This is a genomic window from Streptomyces sp. NPDC088554 (genome assembly GCF_044752945.1).
In the GTDB taxonomy this organism is placed as follows: domain Bacteria; phylum Actinomycetota; class Actinomycetes; order Streptomycetales; family Streptomycetaceae; genus Streptomyces.
This window is the reverse complement of sequence record NZ_JBIVMF010000005.1, coordinates 275,790-292,728: the sequence shown is the minus strand read 5'-3', so window position 1 is coordinate 292,728 and position 16,939 is coordinate 275,790. Positions and strand designations below refer to the sequence as shown.

Sequence of the window (16,939 nt, the reverse complement as noted above, 5' to 3'; positions counted from 1 at the left end):
CAATCAGATCGCGGCCTTCTTCAGCCGCCGCCGCTCACGCTCGGACAAACCGCCCCAGATACCGAATCTCTCGTCGTTGGCGAGGGCATACTCAAGGCATTCGGAACGGACTTCGCAGGCGAGGCAGACCTTCTTGGCCTCGCGGGTGGAGCCGCCCTTCTCGGGGAAGAAGGACTCGGGGTCGGTCTGGGCGCACAACGCGCGCTCCTGCCAGCCGAGTTCTTCGTCCGCGTCCTCGACCAGCAGTTGTTGGAACAGCTCGGTCATGTGCGCCCCTCGTCTGTCTCTATTGCATCCCCGTGGGTATGGCCGTTGTCGAGTCGGCCGAACGACACGAGTGAAATTACAAGTCCGTGCTCTGGGTCGGTCAAGCCGAGATCTGCTATTGGGCCCGGTATTCACTCTCTGGAACCAAGGCTATGCGAATAGTGTTCAAATCACCAAAAACCTGACACATGCCACTGGCCTGACCGCATCCCCCTTCCTCACGACATGAGAGACGTCGCGAAACGCGAGCATGTCGCGGATCCGACCGGAGAAGCGATCCGGATCACAGTCGCTGCCCCATGTGTCCGCACCCTCCGGCATGCAAACCTCCAGCTCAGAGGATTAACCGGATGCGGTGAAACATTGGGGCCAAATCGGTCATCGAGTTGACAACCGGGAATGGATTCGCAACCTTGGTTCCATGCCAGCGAACCCCTCGCAGACCGCGACCCACGCCCGTGGGTTCCGCAGCGCTGTCCAGGCCCGCTGTTGCTGTTCCAGCTGTTGATGCCCCCGGCCTAGCCGCCACGGGCACCAGCTGCGGTCGTTCCCGGCCGCCGGTTCTCCCTCCCCGCGCTTCGCGTACGCCTTCCGGGCGCCTCCCGCTCGTACGCGCTCCGTGACACCCCCCTCACTTCGTTTCTGCCGAGGAACACCGCACCCCATGAACAGCGACAGCGACATCCAGATCGCCGGCGACCTCCTCGAGGTCCCGCACCTGCTCCGGCCCGCCCGGGAGCACCCCGTCACCGTGGCCGAATACGTGGGCCTCGCCCGCGCCCTCGCCGCCGACCGCGCGCTGTGGGCCCCGCTCGTCCAGTACGACGCCACCAGCCGCTGGTACCACCGGCTGCGCACCGGCCCCGGCTACGAGGTGTGGCTGCTCTCCTGGGTGCCGGGACAGGGCACCCACGCCCACGACCACGGCCGCTCCTCGGGCGTCCTGACCGTGCTCGAAGGAGAGCTGACGGAGCGTTCGCGCACCGGCGTCCGTACGCTCGCAGCGGGCGCCCAGCGTGTCCTCGCGCCCGGTTATGCCCACGAAGTGGTCAACGACACGTTGGAACCGGCCGTGAGTCTGCACATCTACTACCCGGGTCTGACCGAGATGCCCATGCACTCCGCCCCGGCCACCCGGAATGTCGTACCCGCCTGACGCCCACCCCTCAAGGATCACCCTGCGGCTGACAGACTGTTCCTATGCGCATTGTGGTTCTGGCCGGCGGTATCGGCGGCGCCCGTTTCCTCCGTGGCCTCCAGCGGGCCGCGCCGGACGCGGACGTCACGGTGATCGGCAACACCGGTGACGACATCCATCTGTTCGGGCTGAAGGTATGTCCCGACCTCGACACCGTGATGTACACCCTCGGGGGCGGCATCAACGAAGAGCAGGGCTGGGGGCGTCTCGACGAGACGTTCCAGGTCAAGGAGGAACTGGCGGCCTACGGCGTGGGCCCCGAGTGGTTCGGCCTCGGCGACCGCGACTTCGCCACCCATATCGTCCGTACGCAGATGCTCGGCGCCGGCTACGCGCTGAGCGCCGTCACCGAAGCGCTCTGCGCCCGCTGGAAGCCGGGCGTGCGGCTGCTGCCGATGACCGACGACCGGGTCGAGACGCATGTCGCCATCGATGTGGACGGCGAGCGCAGGGCCGTGCACTTCCAGGAGTACTGGGTGAAGATGCGGGCCTCGGTCGACGCGCACGCGGTCGTCCCGGTCGGCGCCGACCGGGCCAAGCCCGCGCCGGGGGTGCTGGAGGCCCTCGCCGCCGCCGACGTCATCCTCTTCCCGCCGTCCAACCCGGTGGTCAGCATCGGGACGATCCTGGCCGTGCCCGGTATCCGGGAGGCCATCGCCGAGGCGGGCGTCCCGGTCGTCGGTCTCTCCCCCATCGTCGGCGACGCGCCCGTGCGCGGCATGGCCGACAAGGTGCTCTCCGCGATCGGTGTCGAGTCGACGGCCTCGGCGGTCGCCCTGCACTACGGCTCGGGGCTGCTCGACGGCTGGCTGGTCGACACCGTGGACGCCGGGGCGGTGGCCACGATCGAGGAGGCGGGCATCCGCAGCCGCGCGGTCCCGCTGATGATGACGGATCTGGACGCCACCGCCGCGATGGCCCGCGAGGCGCTGGCCCTCGCCGAGGAGGTACGGGCATGACGGCGCCGTCCCCCGTGTCGTACCGGGTGCGCGCGCTGGCCGGACTGCCCGAGGTCCAGCCCGGTGACGACCTGGTGAAGCTGATCGTGACCGCCGGTCCCGGGCTGGCCGACGGGGACATCCTGCTGGTCACCTCGAAGATCGTCTCCAAGGCCGAGGGCCGGATCGTCGAGGCGGCGGACCGCGAGGCCGCCATCGACGCCGAGACGGTACGGGTCGTGGCCCGGCGCGGCACCCTCCGTATCGTCGAGAACCGGCAGGGCCTGGTCATGGCCGCCGCCGGGGTCGACGCCTCCAACACCGCCGCCGGGACGGTCCTGCTGCTGCCCGAGGAGCCGGACGCCTCCGCGCGCGCCCTGCGGGAGGGGCTGCGGGACGCGCTCGGGGTGAATGTCGGCGTGATCGTCACGGACACCTTCGGGCGGCCCTGGCGCAGCGGCCTCACCGATGTCGCGATCGGCGCCGCCGGGGTCCGCGCCCTGGACGATCTGCGCGGCGGCACGGACTCCCACGGCAACCCGCTGAACGTGACGGTCGTCGCCGTCGCCGACGAGCTGGCCGCCGCGGGCGATCTGGTCAAGGGCAAGGCCGAGGGCCTGCCGGTGGCCGTGGTGAGCGGGCTGGCGCACCTCGTGGCCGAGCCGGGCGCGGCCGAGGACGGCACCCGCGCGCTGGTGCGGGGCGCGGCGGACGACATGTTCCGCCTCGGCACCTCCGAGGCCGTACGGGAAGCGGTGACCCAGCGGCGTACCGTCCGTGAGTTCGCCGACGAGCCGGTCGACCCCGGCGCGGTCCGGCGCGCGGTCGCGGCGGCGATCACGGCGCCCGCGCCGCACCACACCACCCCGTGGCGGTTCGTCCTGCTGGAGTCCGAGCGCTCCAGGACCGCCCTGCTGGACGCCATGCGGGACGCCTGGATCGCCGATCTGCGCCGGGACGGCAGGTCGGAGGAGTCCATCGCCAAGCGGGTGCGGCGCGGTGACATCCTGCGCCGGGCCCCTTATCTGGTGGTGCCGTGTCTGGTCATGGACGGCTCGCACACCTACGGCGACGCGCGCCGGGACGCCGCCGAGCGCGAGATGTTCGTCGTCGCCTCGGGCGCCGGGGTGCAGAACTTCCTGGTGGCGCTGGCCGGTGAGCGGCTCGGCTCCGCCTGGGTCTCCTCCACGATGTTCTGCCGCGATGTCGTACGGGACGTGCTGGACCTGCCGGGCCACTGGGACCCGATGGGCGCGGTCGCGGTCGGCCGTGCGGCGGCCCCGCCCGAGGACCGGCCCGCGCGCTCCCCGGAGGCGTTCTTCGAGGTGCGCTGAGGGCCCCGGCAGGGGCTCAGAGCCGGGCGATGTCCCCCGCCCGCATCCTCGGCGCGCGGCGCGGCGGGGTGGCGCCGCTCAGCAGGATCAGCCGGACGGCGCGGTGGCGCTGGCCCTCGTACGGGGCGAGGAGGTCCAGCATCGCCGCGTCGCCCGTGTCGCGGTCACCGGCCAGCGCGTGGCCGACGATGCCGGGCAGGTGGAGATCGCCCACGGTCACGGCGTCGGGGGCGCCGTTCGCGCGCTGGACGGTCTCCGCCGAGGTCCACGGGCCGACGCCCGGGACCAACTCCAGCCGGGCGGCTGCCTGTTCGGGCTCCATCGTCGCGGCCTCCTCCAGTCTGCGGGCGACCCGGGCCGCCCGCAGGACCGTCGAGGCGCGCCGGGCGTCGACCCCGGCCCGGTGCCACTCCCAGGACGGGATCAGCGTCCAGGTCCGCGCGTCGGGCATGACGTACAGCCCCTCCCCCGGGCCCTTCGCCGCCGGTCCCGGCGCGGGCTCCCCGTACTTCCGTACCAGCAGCCGCCAGGCGCGGTACGCCTCGACCGTGGTGACCTTCTGCTCCAGGATCGACGGGATCAGGGATTCCAGTACGAGTCCGGTACGGCAGAGCCGCAGCCCCGGGCGGCGGCGCGCGGTCTCGGCGAGCAGCCGGTGGCGCGGGGTGAACCCGTCCGGGGCGTCGGCGGCGCCGAGCAGTTCGGGGAGCTGTTCGAGCAGCCAGTCCGCGCCCGGCCCCCACGCCTCGGCCGCCACCGCACCGTCCCGGCACACGACCCGCAGCGTGCCGGGCCCCTCGGGCGTCCGGCTGGCCCGCCGTACCGCCCCGTCCGCGTCCGCGCGGAACGTCGGGTCGCCCGGCCCCCTGCGCAGCGGCCCGAGCACCAGCCCGAGGTCGTACGGCTTCGGGGGCGTCCAGCGCCGCGGCTTCCCGGCCGGGGACGGGCCCGCGGGACGGGGCGCCGGGAGCGCGGGTCGGGGAGCGAAGCGGCCTGCCACAGGGGGGTCCTCGGGGGTGTCGGGGTCACCCCCGAGCCTAACCGCCCCGAACCAGCCACCAGCAGGCCCGCCACAGGCCGCTACAGGCCGCTACAGGTCCGAGGAGAACCGCACCGCCCCCGCCGGCAGCACCGCCCCGCACCACACCCGGACCCCCGACCGCAGTTCGTTGTCCGCGCCGACCACCGCGCCGTCCCCCACGACCGCGCCCGAGACCACCGTGCGGGCGCCGATCCGGGCGCCCGCGCCGATCAGGGAGTCGCTGACGACCGCGCCCGCCTCGACGACCGCGCCGTCCAGCACCGCGCTGCCCGAGATCCGGGCGCCCGCGCCGATCACCGCCGAGGCGCCGATCACCGTACCGCTGGTGAGTTTGGCGTCGGCGGCGACGGAGGCGGTCGGCAGGATCAGCCGGTCTCCGCAGCGGCCGGGGACCGCCGGGGAGGGGGCGCGGCCGAGGACCAGATCGGCGGAGCCGCGTACGAACGCCTGCGGGGTGCCCAGATCCAGCCAGTACGTGGAGTCGACCATCCCCTGGAGGTGCGCGCCCGCCGCCAGCAGCCCGGGGAAGGTCTCACGCTCGACGGAGACCGGACGCCCCAGCGGTATCGCGTCGATCACCGAGCGCCGGAACACATAGGCGCCCGCGTTGATCTGGTCGGTGACGATCTCCTCCGGGGTCTGCGGCTTCTCCAGGAACGCCGTCACCCGCCCGTCCGCGTCGGTCGGCACCAGCCCGAAGGCGCGCGGGTCCTCGACCCGGGTCAGATGCAGCGAGACGTCCGCGCCGGACGAGGTGTGCGTCGCGACGAGCGCGCGGATGTCGAGGCCGGTGAGGATGTCGCCGTTGAAGACGAGCACCGGGTCGTCCGGCCCGGAGCGCAGTCGGGAGGCGACGTTCCCGAGGGCGCCGCCCGTCCCGAGCGGGTCGCGCTCGGTCACGTACTCCAGGCTCAGACCGAGGGACGAACCGTCCCCGAAGTACGGCTCGAAGACCTCGGCGAGGTACGACGTGGCGAGGACGACGCGCTCGACGCCCGCCGCCTTCGCCCGCGCCAACTGGTGCGTGAGGAACGGGACGCCCGCCGCGGGCACCATCGGCTTGGGCGTGTGCACCGTGAGCGGCCGTAGCCGGGTGCCCTTTCCACCGACCAGGAGGATCGCTTCTGTCACCGTGTCGTCTCCGCTTCTGCAAGGGGCCGGGCTTGTCGTACGTACATGCATACATGCGTACGTACCCGGAAACCGACCAGTGTTCGCGGCGGGAAGCGAATCCGAACCTACCCGTCCCGGCCGGTCAGCGGCCCTGGTAGTCGGCGGCCGAGGTCCGTGCCGCGCCGAGCTTCTCGTAGAGCCGGATCCCCGGGCACTCGGTGGAGAATCCGTCCCGGTGGCCGGAGATCCGGTTGAGACTGACCCGGGTGCCCTTGGCGTACTTCCCGCTCCCGCCGGACGTCAGCGTGACCTTGGAGCGCGGGTCGTGCCCGTACAGCCCGAGCTTCCACGCGGTGAGCTTGGCGATGGCGGTCACGGCGGCGGCCGGTGGATTCGTACCGCTGTACGTTCCGAGGACGGCGATGCCCGTGCTGTTGGTGTTGAAGCCGAGGGTGTGCGCGCCGAGTACGGGCTTGGCCACTCCACCGGCCCGCCCTTCGTAGATGTTTCCGCACTTGTCGATGGCGAAGTTGTAGCCGAAATCGCGCCAGCCACTGCTCTTGACGTGGTAGCGGTAGATACTGCGCAGGACTGAGGGCGCCTCGGCACAGGTGTAGTTGTTCCCGGTGGCGCTGTGGTGCACGAAGGCCGCCTTGACGGTGCTGGTGTAGCCGAACCGGCTCTCGCGCAGCGACTCGTCGGCGCCCCAGCCGCGGCGGGTGATGATGGCGGGGCGCGGCCCCTCGTAGCGCTGGGCGTCCACCGAGCCGGTCGGCCCCGCGGCCCCGGTCGACTCGGCTGCCTCTGCCGCCTCCGTCGACTGCGCTGCCTCTGTCGACTGCGCTGCTTCTGTCGACTGCGCTGTCTCTGTCGACTGCGCTGCGGACAGCTCGGGGATGACGGCCGCGCCGAGCGGTGCCAGGCCCGCGTTCGCCTCCGAACTGGCCCGGTCCGCCTCGGACATGGCGGCGGCGACGTCCGACGGGCCGCCGGGCGCGGCACCGGACGCGCCCTCCTCCTGGCCCTTGGCGGGCACCCCGGCCCTGGTCGGTTCCTCGCCCGGATCGATCAGTTCCAGCCGCATACCGTACGGCAGCAGCGTACGGATCGGGCGGGTCGTCCCGCCCTCGCCTCCCTCGCCCGCGCCTCCCCCTCCGGCTCCTTCTGCTCCTTCTGCGCCTTCTGCGCCTGCGGCTCCTTCGGCTTCCTCCACGGCCCGTACGCGCAGCTCCACGCCGTCCGAATCGCCGACCCAGAGCGGCGCGGTGGAGCCATGGACCGTCCCCGAGTCGCGCTCCTCTGTACCGAGGTCGGCACCGTGTTCCTGGTTGTGCGTCTCGACGTCCTGCCAGTCGGACCAGACCTGGGTGCCGGTCGCGCGGGTACGGACCTGGACCGTGCCGTGGAGTTCGGCGTCGGCGTCGTCCCAGACGACACCGACCAGCGAGAAGGGGCGGACATCGCGCCGGGTCACGCCCTGTTCCATGGCCGCGCCGGGCGCCCGCGCCGACCGGAGGGGGGTGAGCGGGAGGGACTGGGTGGAGCCCGGCACGGAGCGGACGGCGGTGGTGCCGGTCGTGGTGGCGGTTGCCGTGGTGGTGGCGGAGGTGGCCGGTTCGGCCGCCGCGCCCGAGGACAGTGACAGGGGGAGGACCAGGGCGGCGGTACACGCGACGCCGATCGAGGATGCAAGGTTGGCACGCATGTGCCGATCCTCCGGGCGCGAGGACCCGCCCGCCCGTCGGGAAAACTGACGGCACGTCGGTCCAACCGGCGTACGGCGTCACCGGTACGGCGGCGGCGCGCGAGCCCGTCGGCGTACCCTTGCCCGGGTGAAAGCCAGCGACCGCACCCCTGCCGACCTGCTGCGATCCGCTCTCGCCGCGGACCCGGCCCGCCCCTTGGTCACCTTCTACGACGATGCCACCGGTGAGCGCGTCGAATTGTCCGTGGCCACCTTCGCCAATTGGGTGTCCAAGACCGCCAATCTGCTCCAGGGCGAACTGTCCGCCGAGCCGGGCGACCGGCTCGCGCTGCTGCTGCCCGCGCACTGGCAGAGCGCCGTCTGGCTGCTCGCCTGCTCCTCGGTCGGGGTGACCGCCGAGATCGGCGGCGACCCCGCCGGGGCCGATCTCGTCGTCAGCGGCCCCGACACGCTGGACGCGGCCCGCGCGTGCGGCGGCGAGCGGGTGGCGCTCGCGCTGCGCCCGCTCGGCGGCCGTTTCCCGCAGCCCCCGCAGGGCTTCGCCGACTACGCGGTCGAGGTACCGGGACAGGGCGACCGCTTCACGCCGTACGCCCCGGTGGACCCGGACGCGCCCGCGCTCGTCGTCGACGGTACGGAGCTGACCTCGGCCCAACTCGTCGCGCGGGCACGGGAGGACGCCGCAGGGCGCGGTCTCGCGCCCGGTTCCAGGCTGCTGTCGGGGCTCCCGTACGACAGCTGGGAGGGGCTCTCGGCCGGGCTGTTCGCACCGCTCGCGGCGGACGGGTCCGTCGTCCTCTGCCGGCATCTCGGGAAGCTCCCGGCGGACGCCCTCGAACAGCGCGTCACCAGCGAGAGAGTCACCCACCGCACGGGGTGAAACACGGGGTGAAACGCCGGGTGGACCGGGTGCGCGACGCCGTGACCAAACCGAAGTACATGATCGGCGATACACAGGTTCCCGAGCACAACCCAGGGCGGCCCTCGCCCGTCTACGACAGCAACCGGCGGCCCAGTGCGCCGCCGTACGGCTTGAAGGATGGACGAAGACGTGACCGACAGTGCTGGCACGCCGCCCGAACCGGACGAGAAGTCCGCGGAGTCCGGGAAGACCGGGGGGTCCGAGGGGTCCGGGTCGGCGGGGACCTCGGACGCTGCGGACACTGCGGATTCCACGGCCTCCTCCGACACCGCGAACTCCCCCGGCGCCACGAATCCCTCCGGCACCACGGAGGACACCCCCGAGCCCGCCGCTGACACCGTCCCCGCCGACACCGTCCCCGCTGCCTCCGTCCCCGCTGCCTCCGTCCCCGCTGCCTCCGCGCGCCCCAAGCGCAAGCGCCGCTGGCTGCGTTGGGTCGCGGTCGGGACCTCCGTCGCCGTGCTCGCGGCGGGCGGCGCGGGCTGGTGGTTCTACCAGAAGCTCGACGGCAACATCACGACCGACACCAGCACCGCCGCCGAGCTGGAGACCTACGAGAAGGACCGCCCCCAGCCCGTCGCCCTCGACGCGGAGAACATCCTCCTCATCGGCTCGGACAGCCGGGCGGGCAAGGGCAACGGCAAGTACGGCCAGGACGACGGTGGTTCACAGCGCTCGGACACGACGATCCTGCTGCATCTCGCCGCCGACCGGAAGAGCGCGACCGCCGTCTCCTTCCCGCGCGACCTGATGGTGGACACCCCGAGCTGCCGCAGGGCGGACGGCACGCGGGCGAAGGAGCGGTTCGCGCAGTTCAACTGGGCCTTCGAGGCGGGCGGGGCGGCCTGTTCCATCCGTACGATCGAGAAGCTCACCGGCATCCGCGTCGACCACCACATGGTGATCGACTTCAACGGTTTCAAGGACATGGTGGACGCGGTGGACGGCGTCGAGGTCTGTCTCAAGGAGCCGGTCGACGACAGCGACTCCAAGCTCAAGCTCCCGGCGGGCCGGCAGATCCTCGACGGCGAGCAGGCCCTCGGCTACGTACGGGTGCGCAAGAGCCTCGGTGACGGCAGCGACACCCAGCGCATAAGCCGGCAGCAGGGTTTTCTCGGGGCGCTGTTCAAGAAGGTGCAGAGCGACGGCGTACTGCTCGACCCGACGCAGCTCTATCCGGTGCTGAACGCGGCGACGAAGTCCCTCACCACCGATCCGGGTCTCGGTTCACTCAGCGACCTTTACGATCTGACGCGTTCCATGCGGAGCGTTCCGGCCGAAAAGGTGCAGTTTCTGACCGCTCCCCGGCAGCAGTACCGGTACAACGCGAATCGCGACGAACTCGTACAGCCGGACGCGGATCTCCTTTTCGAGCAGTTGCGCGACGACAAGCCCATCTCCGTATCCCTCCGGGAGAAGGCGGACGACAGCGGAACCACGGGCGACGGCGAAACCACGAAGGGCGACGAAACGGCCGGCGGCGAAACGACCCGCGTCGGCGAAACCGCGAGCGGCGCTCCGAACCCGTCGCCGACATTCTCGGGGACAAATGCCTCGGTGGGCGTGTGCGAGTAAAACGATTCCCAAAGACTCACCGGCGGTCCATGAAGATTGGGCGGATTGCCCACTTGTAAGAAGCGTGGAATTTGTCACGCGCGTCACTCGACGCTGAACTGGACGGATAGTGTGGCGCGATCCGGTGCAACCGGCCGTCAGGTCGCGCACTAGCTGGAGCGAAACCGAGCGTCTTCCGGGGAAGACCTCGCGTGGCACCGACGGAGGATTCAAGCAACCGTGGATGCACAGAACCGTGGGCAGGCGGAGGAGATCGACCCCGCCGACCAGTGGGTCCTCAACCCGGAAACGGGTAACTACGAGCTGCGACTGGACCAATCCGCTGGGCAGTCGCCCGCGGTGACTCCACCGCGAAACGCGCGTAGAGCGGCCCCCTCGCCCCGGAAGGCGGAGCCCGAGGCCGGGTCGGAGCCCGGCCCGGAATCAGGGACGGAACCGGGTGCGGGATCCGGTACGAGATCCGGCTCCCGCGGCAGCGGCAAGGCGGCCCAGCCGCGCACCGACGTGCCGGGACAGCGCGGCAGCCGCCGGGCCGGGAAGAGCCAGCCGGAGGCGGCGGCAGCGGTCGTGGGCAGGCGCAAGCGCAAGCCGAGGAAGTCGGGGAAGAAGAAAGCGCTGGGCTGGACCGGCGGGGTGCTGGCGTTCCTCGTCGTCGGCGGCTCCATCGGCGGATACCTCTACTACGAGCACCTCAACGGCAACATCGCCACCATCGATGTCGCGGGCGCGGGCAGCGGCGGCTTCAAGAAGGGCGAGCCCGTCAACATACTGTTGATCGGTACGGACAAACGTACCGGCGCCGGTAACGAGGGATACGGCGACGCGGGCAGCGTCGGCCACGCCGACACCAATTTGCTGTTCCACGTATCGAAAGACCGTACGAACGCCACGGTCCTCTCGATCCCCCGCGACCTGATCACCGATATCCCCGACTGCGAGACCAGGACGGAGAACGGCACGGAGACCATTCCCGGCACTCCGCAGACGCGGTTCAACAACAGCCTCGGCCAGGACGACCGCGACCCCGGCTGCACGATGCGTACCGTCCAGGAAATCACCGGGCTGGAGGTCGACCACTTCATGATGGCCGACTTCAACGCCGTCAAAACGCTGTCCACGGCGGTCGGCGGTGTCACGGTCTGTGTGGCCAAGGACGTCGACGACAAGAAGTCGCGGCTCAAGCTCTCCAAGGGCGAGCACAAGATCTCGGGTGAGGACGCGCTGGCCTTCGTCCGTACCCGGCACGCCTTCGGCAACGAGAGCGACCTCAGCCGGATCGAGACGCAGCAGCAGTTCCTCAGCTCGATGATCCGCGAGATGAAGTCCGGCGACACGCTCACCAGCCCGAGTAAACTGTTCAAGCTGGCGGAGGCGGCGACGAAGGCGCTCACGGTCGACACCGGCATCGGCAGCATCGACAAGCTCAGCGACCTCGCCACGGAGCTGGCCAAGGTCCCGGCCAAGAACATCACCTTCATGACGCTGCCGGTCCTCGACAACCCCGCCGAGGCGGTCAAGGCGACCGTGGTCCTCAACGACGCCGAGGCCAAGCCGCTGTTCGCGATGATGCAGAACGACGTCTCCCTCACCGAGGTGAAGAAGAAGGAGTCGGCGAAGGAGCAGGCCGCCAAGAAGGAGCAGGCGGCGCTCCTCAAGGGCACCAGGGCCGCCCCGGCCGACGTACGGGTCGACGTGTTCAACGGCGGCGGCCCGCAGGGGTCCGCGCAGGAGACGCTGAACTGGCTCCAGATCACCGAGGGCGTCCTGAAGTCCTCCAACAAGGGCAACGCCCCGGAGAACGTGGACAGGACGACGCTGGAGTACGCGCCGAACCAGGCCGACCAGGCGCGCGCGCTCGCCGCGATGATGGGGCTGCCCGCCGCCGGGATGAAGCCGGGCACGGAGGACGCCGTAGGGCTTGAGGCGATGACGCTGACCCTCGGCAAGGACTTCAAGGGCGCGGGTGTGCCGATCACGGGCCCGGCCAAGGTGTCGAAGAACGTACAGAAGGTCGAAGCGGACAAGCAGGTCTGCGCGAAGTGACGACGACGGGACGTCGGCCCGTACCGCACGAGAAGAAGATGGGCTCCTCCAGCGGGAGCGCCTCAGTAAGTACTGTCGCCGCAAACCCTCCTCCCCATGCGGAGAGCACGGCTACGGACACGGCTGCAGCTACGGCGCGGGCGCCCCGGCGCGTACTCCGCTGGTCGGCCGCCGTGCTGTCCCTGCTGATACTCGGGACGGCCGGCGCCGGTTATCTGTACTACGAACACCTCAACGGCAATATCCGCAGCGGCGCGCGCAGCGGCTCCGGGGACGACCCCGACAAAGCAGGCGCGAACGCGGCGGGCCAGACCCCCGTGAACATCCTGCTGCTGGGCTCCGACAGCCGTAACAAACCGGAGAACGTCGCGCTGGGCGGCAGCAGGAACACCATCGGCGATCCGCCGCTCGCGGATGTGCAGATGCTGGTCCACATATCCGCCGACCGGAAGAACGCCTCGGTCGTCTCCATACCCCGGGACACCCGGGTCACCATCCCCGAGTGCGAGGACGCGAAGACCGGCAAGGTCTACCCGCAGACCGAAACGATCATCAACGCCTCGCTGGGGCGCGGCGGGGCGGGCTGCACGCTGTCGACCTGGCAGCGGCTGACCGGTCTCTACATCGACCACTGGATGACGATCGACTTCTCCGGTGTGGTGCGGATGGCCGACGCGATCGGTGGCGTCGATGTCTGCGTGAAGAACAACGTCTGGGACCGGCCCACGGCCTACGCGTCCGGCGGATCGGGTCTCAAGCTGACGGCGGGCACGCACAAGATCCAGGGGGAACAGGCCCTCCAGTGGCTGCGGACCCGGCACGCCTTCTCCAGCGACCTCGGCCGCGCCAAGGCGCAGCACATGTACATGAACTCGATGATCCGCCATCTCAAGGACCAGAACGTCTTCACCGACACGGCCAGGCTCACGGGCCTCGCGGAGGCCGCCACGGAGTCGCTGGAGGTCTCCGAGGAGATCGGCACGGTCAAGAAGCTCTTCGATCTGGCGATGCAGCTGAAGAGCGTGCCGACCGACCGCGTCACCATGGCGACCATGCCGACGGTGGAGGATCCCCAGGACCGGAACCACCTGATCCCCGACCCGGCCGACGCCCCGAAGCTGTGGACGATGCTCCGCGACGACGTGGCGTTCGACAGCAACGGGGACAGCAACGGGGACAGGAGCGACGCCAAGAGCGGTTCCAGGACCGATGCCGAGGCGAAGGCACCGGCCACCCCGTCGGCGCCGGCCACCGCCGAAGCCACCAAGGAACCCGCCTCGGCGCCCGCCGACACCGGTGTGTTCGTACGCAACGGCACCGGTGGGACGTCACAGGCTCCGGTACGGGACCGGGCGGCCGCCGTCGCCGGTCTGCTCCACGCCAAGGGGTACACCCGGGCCACGGCCGACCCCCAGCCCGCTCCGCAGGAGACGACCACGGTCAGCTTCCCCAGCGTGGAGCTGGAGGGCGACGCCCAGGCGGTCGCCGCGTCGCTCGGGATTCCGCCGGCATCGGTGAAGAAGTCCACCGATGTCACGGGGATCACCGTGGTCATCGGCGCGGACTGGCGCAGCGGCTCGGCCTACCCGGGGACTGCCGAGCCCAGCGCGTCCGCGTCCGCGTCCGCCGGTGCCGGCGCTGACGGCGCTGACGGCAAGCCCTCGGCGGGCGGAATACCGGACACGGCGGACGCGATCAACGGCGCGGAGAAGGACGCGTGCATGGACGTGTACGCGCCGTACCGTTTCTGAGCGGTACGGCGCCGGTACGTACGCGAGGGGCCGGTACGTATCACGAGAGGCCGGTACGTACGCGAGGGGCCGCCCGGCGGTTCTCGGGCCGGGCGGCCCCTCGTCCACGTACACGTACCTCTTGTGCTTCTTACGCCTCTTGCGCCTCTTGCGCCTCAACCGGGCGGGCTGTCGGGCGGCGGCTCGCGATGACCTTCTTGGCCAGCGAGCGCGGGCTGGTCAGGAAGCCGTAGCCCCAGGACATGTGCATGGTGGCCAGCGCCACCGGGATCTGGAGGCGCGCTTTGAGGGGCAGGCCCCGGCCCGCCGGGAGCGAGCCCGCGGTGATCGCGGCGAGATAGCCGGCGGGGACGATCAGGCCCCAGGGGGTGAGCGCCACGCCGACGACGACGCCCGCGGCGATGGCGCAGACGGCGGTCGGGGGCGCGAGGTAGCGCAGGTTGATCGAGCCGGCGTGGTAGCGGGCGACGACATGGCGCCAGCGGCCGTAGTCCTTGTACTGCTTGGCGAGCGCCTTCACCGAGGGGCGCGGGCGGTACTGGACGCGCAGCTCGGGGGAGAACCAGATGGCGCCGCCCGCCTCGCGGATGCGGAAGTTCAGCTCCCAGTCCTGGGCGCGGATGAACTCCTCGTTGTAGCCGTTCTGCTGTTCGAGCGCCTCGCGCCGGAAAACACCCAGATACACGGTTTCGGCGGGCCCGGCCTGGCCTCCGGTGTGGAAGGCCGCGTTGCCGACGCCGATCTTCGAGGTCATCGCGGCGGCGACCGCGTGCTCCCAGTCGTTCTCGCCCTCGGCGTGCATGATCCCGCCGACGTTCTGCGCGCCCGTCTCCGCCAGGAGCCGGACGGCGGTCGCGATGTAGTTCGGCGAGAGCATGCCGTGGCCGTCGACCCGTACGACGACGGGGTGCTTGGACGCCTTGATCGCGGCGTTCAGCGCCGCCGGGGTACGGCCGGTGGGGTTCGGAACGGTGTGGACGCGGGCGCGGGCGCTCGACGCGGTCTCCCGCACCAGTTCGGCGGCGATCTCGTCGGTACGGTCCGTGGAGGGGCCGAGCGCGATCACCACCTCCATCTCACCGTCGTACTCCTGCTCCAGGATGTGCCGGACGGAGTTCCTCAGATGACGTTCCTCATTGAGCACCGGCATGATCACGGAGACCGCGGGCGACAGGGCAGGCATGTGGTCCTTCGGGTCCTTCGAGTCCTTCGGGGGGACTGCGCGGAGTGCGCTACGGCCGCCACGTTACCGCGAACGGGGGAACGCGACGCGCGCCGCCCGGTTGCGGCCGGGCGCCGCTGATCGTATGGGCCTACCGTGCGCTGATCCGCCGTTTCCCCCCGCCCCCGGCACGCTCCCCCCTCCCGTCCTCCCGTTCCCCTTCTCCCCCTCCCCCCCATCCCTCTCCCATCCCTCTCCCATCCCTCTCCCCGTCTCGCGGAGGTGCTCCCCCGTGTCCACGCCGCCCCGCACCACCCGCCGTCCCGTTCCGCCGCCCCGCCGCCGGCCCCGGCCGCGCTGGGGGGCGCGGCTGGCGACGGCGTTCTCCGTGCTGGTGCTGGGGGCGGGCGGGATCGGCCACGCGGTGATGACGAGCCTCGACACCGGGATCGGCCGGGTCGACCCGTTCAAGGACATGAAGAACCGGCCGGGCGCGGGACGCGGGCTGAATCTCCTGCTGGTCGGCACCGACGGCCGCGACCGGATCACCGAGGAGGAGCGGCGGAAGTACCGGCTGGGCGGCGCGCCCTGCCACTGCACCGACACGATCATGCTGGTCCACCTCTCGGCGGACGGGAAGCGTGCCAGCGTCGTCAGCGTGCCGCGCGACAGCTACACGGAGCTGCCCGACCACACCGACGCCACCGGCATTCACCACGGGCCGCACGCGGTGAAGCTGAACGCGGTGTACGCGGAGGGCGGGCCGCGGCTGACCGTCGCCACGGTCGAACGTATGACAGGAGTGAAGATCAGCCATTATTTGGAGGTCGACTTCACCAGCTTCATGAAGACGGTCGACGCGCTCGACGGCGTGGACATCTGCACCTCCCGGCCGCTGAAGGACGCGTACACCGGGCTCGATCTGGCGCCGGGCACCCACAGGATGAACGGCGGCGAGGCCCTCCAGTACGTACGCTCCCGGCATATCGACGGCGCGGCCGACCTCGGCAGGATGCAGCGCCAGCAGCGGTTCGTGGCCGCGCTGATCAACCGGGCGACCAGCAGCGGCGTCCTGCTGAACCCGGTGCGGTTCCGGCAGGTCGCCTCGACCATGCTCGGTTCGGTACGGGCCGACGCGGGCTTCGGTACGGAGCAGATGCTCACCGTCAACGAGGCGATGCGGGGCTTCTCGCCGTCCTCGTCGGAGTTCACGTCCGTACCGCTGGCGGGCAACGGCTCCGGGACCCTGGTCAAGGGCGTCGGCTCGACGGTGAAGTGGGACCCGGTGAAGTCGGAGCGGCTCTTCCGGGCGCTGCGCGAGGACAAGCCACTGGCGCCACCGCCCGCCGCCGGGCCTGCGGCGACGGACCGCGCCACCCCGGTCGACGTACGGCCCGAGGAGATCAGGGTGCAGGTCTACAACGGCACCCCCACGGACGGCCTCGGCAAGCGGGTCGACGACGAGTTGCGCGCCACCGGTTTCCGTACGACCGGCGCCCCCCTCACCTCCGACGCGCCCCACACCGCCCGGACGGTCGTGATGTACGACCCGCGCTGGGACCGCTCGGCGAAATCCCTCGCGGCGGCACTGCCCGGCAGCGAGCTGCGGGCGGTCGAGCGGCAGGGGCCGACGCTGAAGGTGGTGGCGGGCACGGACTTCGAGGCGGTCACGCCCGTACGGGCCGAGGAGGCGCCCCGGGGCGAGTTCGGCGCGACCACGGGTGACCAGGCGGTCTGCCCGTAGAAACGCCCCCACAACGCTATCGCGTGGGGCCGTTCCACACGTCACCTTTGTCGTTTATTAGTACGGTCCGCATTGCATCAGCTTGGCAACAGCCCCGGTCCGATTTCCCTACCTCCCTGTATGGACCACGGCAAGGCCCGGCACA

13 protein-coding genes are annotated in these 16,939 nt (G+C 71.0%); 8 read left to right on the top strand and 5 right to left on the bottom strand.

Annotated elements, in window-relative coordinates:
* Positions 1-3: 3 nt before the first annotated feature.
* Positions 4-267 (bottom strand): WhiB family transcriptional regulator, encoded by a 264-nt coding sequence (locus ACIP8W_RS08830; protein WP_014046372.1) that lies wholly within the window; start codon positions 265-267, stop codon positions 4-6.
* Between the two features lie 664 nt (positions 268-931).
* Between ACIP8W_RS08830 and ACIP8W_RS08825 the strand changes: the two genes are divergently transcribed.
* The 3 genes from ACIP8W_RS08825 to ACIP8W_RS08815 are packed head-to-tail and all read left to right on the top strand — an operon-like array spanning position 932 to position 3,737.
* Positions 932-1,423: a cysteine dioxygenase gene (locus tag ACIP8W_RS08825; protein WP_402202447.1), complete on the top strand. Its 492-nt coding sequence runs from the start codon at positions 932-934 to the stop codon at positions 1,421-1,423.
* A gap of 44 nt (positions 1,424-1,467) precedes the next feature.
* Complete coding sequence (cofD, locus tag ACIP8W_RS08820) at positions 1,468-2,424, top strand: 2-phospho-L-lactate transferase (RefSeq protein WP_401951369.1); 957 nt, start codon at positions 1,468-1,470, stop codon at positions 2,422-2,424.
* The gene (locus ACIP8W_RS08815; protein WP_402202445.1) at positions 2,421-3,737 is read left to right on the top strand and encodes a coenzyme F420-0:L-glutamate ligase; all 1,317 of its coding nucleotides are present in this window, start codon (positions 2,421-2,423) and stop codon (positions 3,735-3,737) included. The genes cofD and ACIP8W_RS08815 overlap by 4 nt, the downstream gene beginning before the upstream one ends.
* 16 nt (positions 3,738-3,753) lie before the next feature.
* On the opposite strand, the gene ACIP8W_RS08810 is transcribed toward ACIP8W_RS08815, so the two are convergent.
* From ACIP8W_RS08810 to ACIP8W_RS08800, 3 genes are all read right to left on the bottom strand, one after another.
* On the bottom strand, positions 3,754-4,737 hold the full coding sequence (locus ACIP8W_RS08810; protein ID WP_402202443.1) for a DNA-3-methyladenine glycosylase family protein: 984 nt from the start codon (positions 4,735-4,737) through the stop codon (positions 3,754-3,756).
* A gap of 90 nt (positions 4,738-4,827) precedes the next feature.
* Positions 4,828-5,961, bottom strand: coding sequence for a sugar phosphate nucleotidyltransferase (locus ACIP8W_RS08805; protein WP_402202441.1), 1,134 nt, complete (start codon positions 5,959-5,961; stop codon positions 4,828-4,830).
* 73 nt (positions 5,962-6,034) lie between these two features.
* The gene (locus ACIP8W_RS08800) at positions 6,035-7,597 is read right to left on the bottom strand and encodes an N-acetylmuramoyl-L-alanine amidase (RefSeq protein ID WP_402202439.1); all 1,563 of its coding nucleotides are present in this window, start codon (positions 7,595-7,597) and stop codon (positions 6,035-6,037) included.
* Positions 7,598-7,724: 127 nt separating this feature from the next.
* Here ACIP8W_RS08800 and ACIP8W_RS08795 point away from each other — a divergent pair, with 127 nt between their 5' ends.
* From ACIP8W_RS08795 to ACIP8W_RS08780, 4 genes are all read left to right on the top strand, one after another.
* The gene (locus tag ACIP8W_RS08795) at positions 7,725-8,477 is read left to right on the top strand and encodes a TIGR03089 family protein (protein WP_401951383.1); all 753 of its coding nucleotides are present in this window, start codon (positions 7,725-7,727) and stop codon (positions 8,475-8,477) included.
* Between the two features lie 159 nt (positions 8,478-8,636).
* Positions 8,637-10,094 carry an LCP family protein gene (locus tag ACIP8W_RS08790; RefSeq protein WP_402202436.1) on the top strand — a complete coding sequence of 486 codons (1,458 nt, stop codon included), beginning with the start codon at positions 8,637-8,639 and terminating at the stop codon, positions 10,092-10,094.
* Positions 10,095-10,313: 219 nt separating this feature from the next.
* Positions 10,314-12,137, top strand: a complete 1,824-nt coding sequence (locus ACIP8W_RS08785) for an LCP family protein (RefSeq protein ID WP_401951388.1) — start codon at positions 10,314-10,316, stop codon at positions 12,135-12,137.
* A 38-nt stretch (positions 12,138-12,175) separates the two neighbouring features.
* Positions 12,176-13,888 (top strand): LCP family protein, encoded by a 1,713-nt coding sequence (locus ACIP8W_RS08780; protein WP_402202434.1) that lies wholly within the window; start codon positions 12,176-12,178, stop codon positions 13,886-13,888.
* A 130-nt stretch (positions 13,889-14,018) separates the two neighbouring features.
* Here the strand turns inward: ACIP8W_RS08780 and ACIP8W_RS08775 are convergent, their stop codons facing one another.
* Positions 14,019-15,071 (bottom strand): glycosyltransferase family 2 protein, encoded by a 1,053-nt coding sequence (locus ACIP8W_RS08775; protein WP_402202432.1) that lies wholly within the window; start codon positions 15,069-15,071, stop codon positions 14,019-14,021.
* A 271-nt stretch (positions 15,072-15,342) separates the two neighbouring features.
* Here ACIP8W_RS08775 and ACIP8W_RS08770 point away from each other — a divergent pair, with 271 nt between their 5' ends.
* Positions 15,343-16,794 carry an LCP family protein gene (locus ACIP8W_RS08770; protein ID WP_401951393.1) on the top strand — a complete coding sequence of 484 codons (1,452 nt, stop codon included), beginning with the start codon at positions 15,343-15,345 and terminating at the stop codon, positions 16,792-16,794.
* The last annotated feature ends 145 nt before the right edge of the window (positions 16,795-16,939 follow it).